Origin of the sequence: Erwinia sp. JH02 (assembly GCF_013074405.1) — a bacterium.
Classification (GTDB): domain Bacteria; phylum Pseudomonadota; class Gammaproteobacteria; order Enterobacterales; family Enterobacteriaceae; genus Erwinia; species Erwinia rhapontici.
Genome location: NZ_JABANZ010000008.1, coordinates 87,209 through 98,607, shown reverse-complemented (window position 1 = coordinate 98,607; position 11,399 = coordinate 87,209). Strand labels below are relative to the sequence as shown.

At 55.5% G+C, this 11,399-nt stretch carries 11 protein-coding genes; 2 read left to right on the top strand and 9 right to left on the bottom strand.

From position 1 onward, the window contains the following. The first annotated feature begins 11 nt into the window (after nucleotides 1-11). On the top strand, nucleotides 12-434 hold the full coding sequence (gene ibpA / locus HHI26_RS19200; RefSeq protein WP_133844789.1) for a small heat shock chaperone IbpA: 423 nt from the start codon (nucleotides 12-14) through the stop codon (nucleotides 432-434). Between the two features lie 46 nt (nucleotides 435-480). On the opposite strand, the gene HHI26_RS19195 is transcribed toward ibpA, so the two are convergent. Then, entirely contained in the window at nucleotides 481-1,731 is a 1,251-nt protein-coding gene (locus HHI26_RS19195; RefSeq protein ID WP_133844787.1) for a valine--pyruvate transaminase, read from the bottom strand. A 363-nt stretch (nucleotides 1,732-2,094) separates the two neighbouring features. Here HHI26_RS19195 and HHI26_RS19190 point away from each other — a divergent pair, with 363 nt between their 5' ends. Next, nucleotides 2,095-3,303 (top strand): aldose 1-epimerase family protein, encoded by a 1,209-nt coding sequence (locus tag HHI26_RS19190; RefSeq protein ID WP_171149539.1) that lies wholly within the window; start codon nucleotides 2,095-2,097, stop codon nucleotides 3,301-3,303. 245 nt (nucleotides 3,304-3,548) lie between these two features. Here the strand turns inward: HHI26_RS19190 and ghrB are convergent, their stop codons facing one another. The 8 genes from ghrB to HHI26_RS19150 form a co-directional block, all read right to left on the bottom strand. Beyond that, a complete protein-coding gene (gene ghrB, locus HHI26_RS19185; protein WP_133844783.1) occupies nucleotides 3,549-4,514 on the bottom strand; it encodes a glyoxylate/hydroxypyruvate reductase GhrB in 966 nt (321 codons plus the stop codon). A 30-nt stretch (nucleotides 4,515-4,544) separates the two neighbouring features. Further along, nucleotides 4,545-5,828 carry an MFS transporter gene (locus HHI26_RS19180; protein ID WP_133844781.1) on the bottom strand — a complete coding sequence of 428 codons (1,284 nt, stop codon included), beginning with the start codon at nucleotides 5,826-5,828 and terminating at the stop codon, nucleotides 4,545-4,547. A gap of 69 nt (nucleotides 5,829-5,897) precedes the next feature. After that, nucleotides 5,898-6,857 (bottom strand): sugar kinase, encoded by a 960-nt coding sequence (locus HHI26_RS19175; protein ID WP_133844779.1) that lies wholly within the window; start codon nucleotides 6,855-6,857, stop codon nucleotides 5,898-5,900. A 3-nt stretch (nucleotides 6,858-6,860) separates the two neighbouring features. Further along, on the bottom strand, nucleotides 6,861-7,610 hold the full coding sequence (locus HHI26_RS19170) for a sugar phosphate isomerase/epimerase (RefSeq protein WP_133844777.1): 750 nt from the start codon (nucleotides 7,608-7,610) through the stop codon (nucleotides 6,861-6,863). 224 nt (nucleotides 7,611-7,834) lie between these two features. Then, nucleotides 7,835-8,863 (bottom strand): LacI family DNA-binding transcriptional regulator, encoded by a 1,029-nt coding sequence (locus tag HHI26_RS19165; RefSeq protein WP_133844775.1) that lies wholly within the window; start codon nucleotides 8,861-8,863, stop codon nucleotides 7,835-7,837. Between the two features lie 59 nt (nucleotides 8,864-8,922). Then, complete coding sequence (locus HHI26_RS19160) at nucleotides 8,923-9,909, bottom strand: LacI family DNA-binding transcriptional regulator (protein WP_133844773.1); 987 nt, start codon at nucleotides 9,907-9,909, stop codon at nucleotides 8,923-8,925. Between the two features lie 132 nt (nucleotides 9,910-10,041). Further along, the gene (locus HHI26_RS19155; RefSeq protein ID WP_133844771.1) at nucleotides 10,042-10,704 is read right to left on the bottom strand and encodes an OmpA family lipoprotein; all 663 of its coding nucleotides are present in this window, start codon (nucleotides 10,702-10,704) and stop codon (nucleotides 10,042-10,044) included. A gap of 114 nt (nucleotides 10,705-10,818) precedes the next feature. Further along, nucleotides 10,819-11,382 carry a DNA-3-methyladenine glycosylase I gene (locus HHI26_RS19150; RefSeq protein ID WP_133844769.1) on the bottom strand — a complete coding sequence of 188 codons (564 nt, stop codon included), beginning with the start codon at nucleotides 11,380-11,382 and terminating at the stop codon, nucleotides 10,819-10,821. Between the last annotated feature and the right edge of the window lie 17 nt (nucleotides 11,383-11,399).

The following is an 11,399-nucleotide window of genomic DNA, read 5'->3' as shown; positions in this document are numbered from 1 at the left end:
GGAGCTGTAACATGCGTAATTTTGACCTTGCCCCACTTTATCGCTCATCCATTGGTTTTGACCGTTTGATCAACCTGCTGGAAACCAGCCAAAACCAGGGCACCAACAATGGTGGCTACCCGCCATACAACGTCGAGCTGGTGGGCGAAAACAACTACCGTATTACGATTGCCGTCGCCGGCTTTGCTGAGAGTGAACTGGAGATTACCTCCCACGATAATCTTCTCAGCGTACGCGGATCGCACCCGGACGAGCAGCAGGAGCGCACCTACCTGTATCAGGGTATTGCCGAACGCAACTTTGAGCGCAAATTCCAGCTGGCCGAACACGTACATGTGCGCAATGCCAAACTGGAAAACGGCCTGCTGTATATCGACCTGGAGCGCGTGGTACCCGAAGCCCATAAACCGCGCCGCATCGAAATTCTGAAATAATACGCTGTTGTTAACGGGCCACTCGCGTCAGCGGGTGGCCTTTATTTTATCCTTCGCGATGTGCCCGCTCGACTTCCTCGGCCAGAATCGTAATGCCTTGCTCAATTTTATCGCTATCCGGCACATAGTTCATGCGCATGCACTGATGCGTATGTGGCCACTCCTGCTCCAGCCCCGGGAAGAAGAGATGCCCCGGCACCATCAACACACCACGCTTTTTCAACCGCTCATACAACACTTCCGTGGTGATCGGCAGATCTTTAAACCACAGCCAGAGGAAAATGGCCCCTTCGGGCTTATGAATCAGGCAGCGTTCAGGCGATAAATAGCGGCGAATAACGGCAATAGTCTGGATCACACGTTCCTGGTAGAACGGCTTGATCACCTCTTCCGACAGTCGCAGCAAATCACCGCGCTGGATCATCTCATTGGCGATCGCCGGTCCGACGCTGCCGGGTGCCAGACTGATAATGCCATTCATATTACTGACCGCCGAGATCACTTTTTCATCGGCAATAATAATGCCGCAACGTGCGCCAGGCAGGCCAAGTTTGGACAGACTCATGCACAGAATAATATTGGGGTTCCACAGCGGACGGGCTTCGCTGAAGATAATGCCGGGGAACGGCACGCCGTAGGCGTTATCAATCAGCAGTGGAATGTCATGCTGCTGTGCCAGCGCATCCAGTTTGAGTAATTCGTCATCGGTGATCACGTTCCCGGTCGGATTCGTCGGACGCGATACGCAGATCAGCCCGGTATCTTCACCGATATGCAGATGTTCAAAGTCCACATGGTATTTGAACTGGCCTTCCGGCAGCATTTCGATATTCGGCCGCGTGGAGACAAACAGATCTTCATCCAGCCCGGCATCGGCATAGCCGAGGTATTCAGGAGCCAGCGGGAACAGCACGCGTTTTTTTCTGCCGTCAGCGCGGCGGCCAGCGTACAGGTTAAACAGATAGAAGAAAGCGCTCTGGCTGCCGTTGGTCAGGGCGATATTTTCCGGGGCAATATCCCAGCCGAGCTGTTCGCGTAGCAGGGTTGAGAGCGAATCCAGTAACGTGGTTTTACCGCGTGGCCCGTCATAATTACACAGGGCTTCTGCCAGCTTGCCTTCATCATGCATCTGTTGCAGTAACTGCTGGAAGTAGTCGTTCATCGCCGGGATTTGCGCAGGATTTCCGCCACCCAGCATCACCGTGCCGGGGGTCCGCAAACCTTCACCCATATCTTCCATCAGGCGCGTAATACCTGAATGGCGCGTAAATTTTTCACCAAATGCCGAAAAGCTCATACCCTGTTAATCACTTGTTATCTACAACGGGTGACCACCTTAACGCCAGCATCTGTGGGATGCAATATTGCGGGGACAGGCGATCGCACTTGTTCACTGCGGGCAGGCCTTTAATGGGATGAGCGACAGGCAGAGGCTGTTTTAGCTGAATCGTTTAAATTTCCTGGTACGCATGAAGGATGTTCATCACAGTTACTCATGTATATCGATCAGTTGGCGCACTATTTAGTGACCTGGTGCACGTTTGGACGAGTTAAAACACCCAATAAATCAGTCGGTGATACCTGTCACGTTTTTATCCTACGCTGATTTGTAGTCTGTGGTTCCATAAAGCTTAATCAATTCAGCTAAAGGACAAGAACCATGAAAAAAACACTTCTGGCAGGGGTAGTGATGGCGGTGATCAGCGGTCAGGCAGCAGCGCAAAGCTGGTTGCTGACAGATGCTGAAAGCAGTACGGAGAAGGGAAACTGGCAGATTAATAGTCAGCAGCTGAAGCTGGCGGGTGAAAGCTTCAGCATTGAGCAAAAAGTTCTGCATGGCGGCAAGCAGGAAGGCTCCAAAGTGCTGACTATCACCAGTAAAAACGGCCTGACCATCAGCCTCAGCCCGACGCGCGGCATGGATCTGTTAAAAGTCACGGGCCACGGCGTTCGTCTGGGCTGGGATTCCCCGGTGAAGGAAGTGGTTAACCCGGCTAACATCAATCTGGAAAGCCGAAACGGGCTGGGCTGGCTTGAAGGCTTTAACGAAATGATGGTGCGCTGCGGCTTTGAGTGGACCGGCCACCCGGTGACCAAAGACGGCGTGATTTACACCCTTCACGGTAAAGCAGGCAATACACCAGCCTCTAAGGTTGAAGTGATCGTTGATGATAAAGCACCGCATGAAATCCGCATTCGTGGTCTGCTGAAAGAGACGACCTTCAAAAAAGCGAATCTCGAAACCTGGACGGAGCTGCGTTATGTACCGGGGTCAGATGCCTTTACCGTGCATGATGTGCTGACCAATCAGGCCGATTATCCGCACGACTACCAGATTATCTATCACAGCAACTTCGGCACGCCGATCCTTGAAAAAGATGCGCGGTTTATTGCGCCACTGAAATCCGTGTCGCCGTTTAATGACTACGCCAAAAAAGGGCTGGATGGCTGGAATGTTTACGGTGCACCGACCAAAGACTTTGATGAGATGGTGTTCAACCTGACGCCGAAAGCCGACAGCAACGGGAAAACCGTGGCGGCGGTGATCAACAGTAAAGGCGATAAAGGTGCCTCGATTGAGTTTGATACCCATCAGCTTCCGCTGCTGACTATGTGGAAGAATACCGACACCCTGAAACAGGGCTATGTCACCGGGATTGAGCCGGGCACCAACTATGCTTATCCGGTCACCATTGAGAAAGAGCAGGGACGGGTGAAACAGCTACAGCCGGGGCAGAGCACCACATTCACGCTGACCTATACGCTGCTGAAAGATGCCAGCGCAGTGCAGAAGGTGGAACAGCGCGTGAAGCAGATCCAGGGGGATGAAACTGTCGCCATCAGCGAAACGCCTATCGCGAAAGAATAATTCCAACGATAAACGCAGGGTCAGGCATGCCTGACCCCTACAAATGTGGGCAGGGGAACGCTAACCGCAGGGTCAGGCATGCCTGCCTGCCCCGTACAAATGTGGGCAGGGGAACGGTAACCGCAGGGTCAGGCATGCCTTCCCCGTACAAATGTGGGCAGGGGAACGGTAACCGTAGGGGCGGGGCATGCCCCGCCCGCTGTCATGCCGATCGAAAAAATGCTCGGGTCCTACGCAACCCGAGATTAACGCGGGTTCACGCAGTTCTTCTCGACCTTACCGCTTAACGCGGCAATCAGATTATCCACGGCGTCTTTTGCCATACCGTAACGCGTTTCATGCGTGGCAGAGCCAATGTGCGGCAGCGCCACCACGTTGCGCAGTTGCAGCAGCTCAGAGCTAACCGGTAACGGTTCCTGCTCAAATACATCCAGCCCTGCGCCATGAATCGTCCCGTCTTTCAGGGCCGCAATCAGCGCCTGCTCATCAACCACCGGGCCACGTCCGGCGTTAATCAGCACGGCACTTTTCTTCATCTTCGCCAGTTGCTCACGGCCAATCAGATGGTGGGTCTGCGCTGTCAGCGGCAGACTGATGCAGAGGAAATCAGACTCCGCCAGCAGCGTATCGAGGTCACAATAGTGCGCATCAAAACGCTGTTCAGCTTCAGGATGCTGTTTGCGTGCGTTATAGAGGATGGGCATACCGAAGCCAAGATGTGCACGCTGCGCCAGCGCCAGGCCGATGCGGCCCATGCCGAGGATGCCCAGCTTCTTATGATGCACATCTACACCGTACCAGTCAGGGGCGATGCTTTTTTGCCATTCACCCGCTTTGACGCGCTCAGCCATTTCCACCACGCGACGTGCTGAACTGAGGACCAGCGCCATCATGGTATCGGCAACGGTTTCGGTGAGCACGGTTGGCGTGTGCATCAGCAGGACGCCGTTATCATTCAGCGCCGCCACGTCAAAGTTGTCATAACCCACGGACACCGTTGAGGCTACACGCAGCTTCGGCATGTGCTGTAAAAAATCGGCATCCACTTTACCGCCCGATCCCAGAATACCTTCTGCTTCACTGAACGCGGAGGCATGAGCGGCGAGGGTTTCCGGGCTTAAGTCGTTCACTTCAGTCACACGGCAATGTTCATCCAGCCGTGCGCGCAGATCGTCCGGTAACGACTTATAAAGCACTACATTCGGTTTCATTCGATTCTCTCTGTTCAGGTAGTCGATAGATTAAGCCTGTTTTGCACCATGAGGCAGCGGCATCTGTTTATTCTGTGCGGGTTTCACGATCAACGTCAGCCAGACGGAAACCAGTAAGGCGCTGCCCATAAAAATATACGAGGCCGACGGACTGCCGGTGGCACCATTGAGGTAGCCCACCACCCAGGAACCGAGGAAGGAGCCCAGGGCACCCATCGCATTGATCAACGCCATTGCCCCGCCGGACACGTTGCGCGGCAGCATTTCAGGAATAATGGCAAAGAACGGCCCGTAAGGGGCATACATCGCGGCCCCGGCGATCACCAGCAGAGCATAGGATAGCCAGAAATGACCGGGTCCCACCAAATATGAGCCTAAAAAGGCCATTGCACCAATCAGCAGTAACGGCCAGACAAACAATTTGCGGTTTTGTAACTTATCCGAAGCCCAGGAGACGACAATCATGGCGATGGTCGCGGCCAGGTAAGGCACTGAGGACAACCAGCCGGCTTCCACCATGCCCATCTGCGTGCCGTTACGCAGAATGGAAGGCAGCCACAGGACAAAACCATAAACGCCAATACTCCAGCAAAAATACTGTGCGCACAGGATAATGACGTTTCGTGACTTAAAGGCTTCAGCGTAGTTACGAACCGCTTTCAGGCCCTCCTGCTCTTTCTGCAACTGCGCCTGTAGTGCGGCTTTCTCTGCATCACTCAGCCATTTGGCCTGTGCTGGTTTATCCTGCACCAGGAACCACCATGCCACCGCCCAGATTACCGCCGGGAAGCCTTCGATAATAAACATCTCACGCCAGCCGAAGGCGTTAATCAGATAACCCGAAACCACGGACATCCACAGCACCGTGACCGGATTACCGAGGATCAGGAAGGTATTCGCGCGTGAACGCTCTGATTTGGTAAACCAGTTGCTGATGTAGATCAGCATCGCAGGCATCACCGCCGCTTCCACCACGCCCAGTGTAAAGCGGATGGCGGCCAGCATCGGAATGTTGCTGACCATCCCGGTCAGCGTGGCGCAGATGCCCCATAAAATCAGGCACCAGAACACCAGTTTTTTTACGCTGCGTCGTTCGGCATAGATCGCCCCGGGGATCTGGAAGAAGAAATAGCCCAGAAAGAACAGCGCGCCCAGCAGCGAGGAGACGCCTTTGGTGATGCCGAGGTCTTCATTAATTCCTGCGGCGGAGGCAAAGCTAAAGTTTGCACGATCCAGGTACGCCAGGCTGTAGGTGATAAACACGATGGGCATGATGTACCACCAGCGTTTCGGCGCGATTGTCTGATTTTTCATAAGTCTTCCTCGGTGGCCGCATTCTGTTGTAGGGGACGATGCGGTTTGTTTTTCCGGGTTGTGACGGTGTTAGAAATCACCCAGCGCGGCGCGCGTCGGTAATCCTTCACTGTCACCGATGGCCTGAATGGCCAGCGAACCAATTTTGTTACCGCGCCGTATCGCTGCGGGTAACGATTTTCCTTCCAGTAAGGCGCTGATCACGCCAACGGCGAACCCATCGCCGGCACCGACGGTATCGACAACGTTATCCGTTCTGATCGCCGCTATCTGGCCGCTCTCGCCATCGGCGGTTTTGTACCAGGCCCCGTCGCTGCCGGTTTTAATCACGACCGCTTTCACGCCCATCGCCAGGTAGAAGTCGGCAATGGCTTCCGGCTGCGTGTGGCCGGTCAGGATCTGGCCCTCTTTAATACCCGGCAGCACCCAGTCGGCAAACTGCGCCAGACCATTGAGCTGTTTCACCATCTCCTGTTCACTGGACCACAGCACCGGACGCAGGTTGGGGTCGAAAGAAATTGTTTTACCGGATGCTTTCATCTCACGGGCCACCTGCTGTAACAGCGCCAGCGAGCTGTCAGAGAGGGCTGCTGCTACGCCGCTGAGATGTAGATGACGGGCAGAGGTGAAGTAGCCAGGGTTGAGGGTAAAGTCAGCCACAGAGAGGTGGCTGGCGGCAGAGCCTTTGCGGAAGTACTCCACCAGGGGGTCTGAACCGTCGTCGACTTTCGATTTCAACTGAAAACCAGTGGGATAACGCGCATCGGTGGTCACCAGACGGCGATCGACACCTTCGTGGTCCAGCTGCTGGCAGGTAAAGCGGCCAAAGGCATCGTCGCCGATGCGGCTGACCCAGCCCACGTTCAGGCCAAGACGGGCGAGGCCGATCGCGACATTGAGTTCCGCCCCGGCAATACGTTTGCTGAAATGGCTGGCGCTGGCGAGATCGCCGCACTCATCGGCCACAAACATCGCCATGGCTTCGCCAAGGGTGACCACATCCAGCGGATGGTTCGCATCAATACTCATGATTTATTCCTCACGCAGCAGGTCAACATAGTGGCGAGTGACCGCCACCAGGTCCGGCCCTTCCAGCGGAAACTCAATGGCGCGCGGCACGTCTGATGGCAACAGTGCCAGTGTTTTGCGCCACAGATCATCAGCGTCATCCAGTGCAACGGCGCGCCAGCTTTCGCCCTCAGGCACAGCGGCTTTGACATGAATGTAGCTGACGTAGCGGTTTAAGCGATTGGCGGCCTCCAGGGGCTTATCACCCACCCACAACCAGTTGCCCATATCAAAGGTCATGCCGTTACAGGTACGGCTTTCGCCGCAGGCGTGGAAGAAGCGGTCAAGGGCGGCCAGTTTTCCGCAGTCGGTCTGATCGTTTTCCACCACCAGATGCACTTTTTTTCCGGCGAGTTTGCTGCGCAGCTCATGACATTCGAAATCGGGCTGATAGTTGCCCAGCGCATATTTTAGTAGCTGGGCATTAAGCTGCTCTGCTTCAGAAAAGTGCTGGTCGAGTCGTGGATTCAGTGAACCATCGGCCATAAACAATGCTTCCGGCACGGAATAGAACGTGACCAGCCTGGCGGCGCGGATGGCCTCTGCCAGCAGCGGCAAGGTCGCCAGCTGTTGTTCGCTAAAAAGCTCGCGGCGGATCTCTACGCCGTCGGCGCCTGCGGCGGCAATAATCGGTAGCAGCGCCTGCTGACCACCCAGCGCGGCGACCTGCTTTTGTCCATAGGCGGCGGTGACAACGATGACTTCTCTTTTCATGGGGTTCTCCGGGAAATATCCACCTGTTCTGCTAAAAACGTTAGATGGAACCGGTTCCAAAAGAAAGGATCAGTGCAGTAATTTATGATCGCGCTCACGATGTGAGCGTTTGAGAGTAGGGAAAAATCTTAAAAAAGGGCGTCAGAGGGGGGCGCAGACAAAGGGCGAGGTGGGGTCGATGAGGGATCCTGTCGGGTGGCCAAGGCGGCAGGATCATCGTTGTTTTAGCGCGTCAGCCTTTGCGTTGATCCACGTACAATCAGTTCGCCGCTGAACACCTGTTCATGGCGGGGAGCATCGTCACCGCCAACGCGTTTCAGCACCTGTTCCAGGGCTGCATACCCTATCTGCCAGGTGGGCTGTTTCAGGGTCGTGATGCCGACACCGGCCAGTTCGGCCCACTCCAGTTCGTCAAAGCCCAGCAGGCCGATCTGCTCGCCCCAGTTGAGCTCCAGATGGCGCAGTGCGCGGGCAACCTGAAGTGTCAGCGCCCCATTGACGACCATAACCGCACAGGGGGCCGCATGATGGCGCTGATAAAACGCATGGAGTACCGTTTCCAGACGCTCACCGTCGCCGAGGGCAACTTCAGCCTGTTCAGCCACGAGATCAGGATGCTGTGCCATACGCTCGCGGAAGCTGTGCACACGCTCCAGTCGGGTGTTCACCAGGCCCAGTGGTTCGCTGATAAACAGCACGGCCTGGTATCCCATATCCAGCAGATGTTCCGTGGCCATCAGGGCCGCCGTGCGGTTATCCAGGCCGACGACATCGCAGTCAAAATCCGGGATTTTACGGTCGATCAACACCATCGGCAGCAGCGATTGCTGGAGCTGATTTAGCGCCTCTTCGTGCATACCGACCGCATTCACCACAATCCCTTCCACCTGATAGCTGTTAAGCAGGTTGAGGTAGTGTCTTTCGAGATCCACTTCGTTATTGGTGTTACACATCAGCAGGGTAAAGCCGTTGGCGCGGCATGCTGCTTCAATGCCGCTCAACACATTCACCGAATAGGGATTGGTAATATCCGCGATAATCAGGCCAATAAGCCGGGTCCGTCCGCGTTTAAGGCCACGAGCCATCTGGCTGGGGCGATAATTGAGCGTGGCGATGGCCTGTTCAATACGTGTTTTGAGGTCGATGGAGAGTGCGCTGAGTTCACCGTTAAGATAGCGCGAAACGCTGGTTTTCCCGGTGTTCGCGGCTTTAGCGACATCGCTGATGGTGGCTTTCGCGGCCTTACGATTCATGATTTTCCCTGATGGTGATGATTGCGCGAGCCTACCACAACTGCCGCCCGACGGCAGCATCAGGGCAGTTTCAGCGCCGGTTGCCACAACACTTGTAACGTGTTGACGTCTTCTCCCTCAATCAGCCTCAGTGCCATCTCTGCCACCTGTTGACCGACATCGGGGCGCGTGGCCTGAACAATACTGGTGACCGGATCGGCGATCACTGAATCCGCGGGCAGACCATCGTAGACCACCAGCTCAACGCGCTGCGGGCCCGTGAGGAAACCTGCTTCCCGCAGGGCAATGGCTGCGCCGTCACCCAGCATATTGCAGTCGGTGATGATCACCTGAGGGCGCTGCGGCTGTGCCAGCAACTGACGGGTCAGGCGATAGCCTTCCCGGCGGGTTGGCTCGATCCGCCAGCATGCATCCTGAGCCAGGCCGCGTAGCGCCAGCGCATCAAGAAATCCCTGGCGGCGCTGGTCAACAAAGGTTTGATCGTGATGACTGCCCAGCAAAGCGAAGCGTTGCAGTCCGGCATCGGCATAATGCGCAACGGCCAGGGCTGGCCCAGCGTAGTTATCGAAATCAAACCAGGCATAAGGGGAGGCCAGCTCGCTGCGGCCCAGCGCCAGGAACGGGAAGCCCAGCTGTTGCAGTTTAATCAGGCGACTGTCGTGTCGCGCAGTGTGTGCAACAATCAGCGCATCCACGCAGTGTGTGCGCAGCATTCGTTGCATACCGCGATGGTCGTCATGGGTATCGTCGGCAATGATCAGCAGATCAACATCGGACTGCGCAAGCGATTGCGCGATGGCGCCCATCATTTCGACGAAGCTAATATCGTTAAACGGCAGGGGAGTGACGGGAAAAAGCAGACCTACGGCATTGGTGCGTCCGGTTTTCAGGCGGCGTGCGACAGCATTCGGGCGATATCCGCGCCGTCTGGCTTCTTGTTGAATTCGCTGACGCGTCTCTTCTGCCACGTCGTCATAGCCATTAAGAGCCCGACTGACGGTGGTAACGGAGAGGCCGAGTGCGCTGGCGATGGCTTTGAGTGACATGTGTGCGGCGGCGTGTGGGTGATCAATTTCTGCGCAGGGTAGCACACATTGTTAAAGCTCACTACGATATAGCGCAATTATTCTCAAAAACAGGAATAACTACCCGGCAGGGCGTGCCGGGTAGTGAGACGCTTACAGCGGGCTGAGGGTAATCTCAACGCGACGGTTTTGCGCTTTGCCTTCTGCGGTGCTGTTCGAGGCGATAGGGTTATCAGGCCCCATTCCCTGAGTGCGCACGCGGTTGCCCGCAACGCCCTGAGTGATCAGTGCACTTCCTACGCCATCAGCACGCTGCTGGGAGAGCGTCATGTTCAGCTGACGGCTGCCGCTGCTGTCGGTGTAGCCGATGACGTTAACTGCGGTTTTTGGATACTCTTTTAGCACCATCGCTACGCCGGTCAGCGTATTGGCACCCGCGGGTTTCAGCGTGCTGCTGCTGCTGTCAAAGGTGACGTTGTTTGGCATGTTCAGCACGATATTGTCGCCATTACGCGTCACACTCACGCCGGTGCCTTTCATTTTATCGCGCAGTTTGGCTTCCTGAACATCCATGTAATAACCTGCACCACCGCCCAGAGCCGCTCCGGCAGCAGCACCGATCAAGGCGCCTTTACCCCGGTCTTTCTTCGACGAGGAGAGCATGCCAACGCCTGCACCCAACGCGGCACCGATGCCCGCGCCAATACCGGATTTACCCGCTTCACGTTCGCCAGTGTAAGGGTTGGTAGTACAGCCCGCCACGCTCAGGGTGCCGCACAGCACCAGGGCAAGTGTAATGACGCTTTTCTTCTTCATCAGGGGATCCCTCTCATTCGCAGCAAGTGGACAAAATTGCCCGTAAACGCGATCATTATGCCGATGAAATGAGAGGGAAATACGTAGGCTTATTCCCAAATTTGTAAGTGAAAGCTACTTATTGTTATCGGGATGGCAAAAGCAGGTCGTGGTGTGTTCACTGGTCAGCCCGCAGGCCTGCATAAAGGAGTAACAGGTGGTGGAACCGACAAATTTGAAGCCACGCTTTTTCAGTGCTTTTGACATAGCGTCCGAGATGGCGCTGGTGGTGGGGGCAGAGCGATAGTCAGTAAAACGGCTGACCTGAGTTTGATGATCAACGAAACTCCAGATAAACGTTTTAAAGTCTTCTCCGGCGGCTTCCATTGCCAACAGCGCACGTGCGTTAGCCATTATCGCCGTGATCTTCCCCCGGTGGCGGATAATGCCACTGTCCTGCATGAGCCGCTCAATATCGTCATCGTTCATCGCCGCCACCTTCCGGACATCAAAATGATGAAACAGGCGACGATAGTTTTCGCGTTTTTTCAGTACGGTCAGCCAGGATAATCCCGCCACCTGACCTTCCAGGCAGATCATTTCAAATAACGCCTGCGTTTCGGTGTGAGGCACGCCCCATTCCGTATCGTGATAGGCGATATATAACGGATCTGCAGAAACCCAGCCACAACGTTGCATTGTACTCTTCCCTTTAC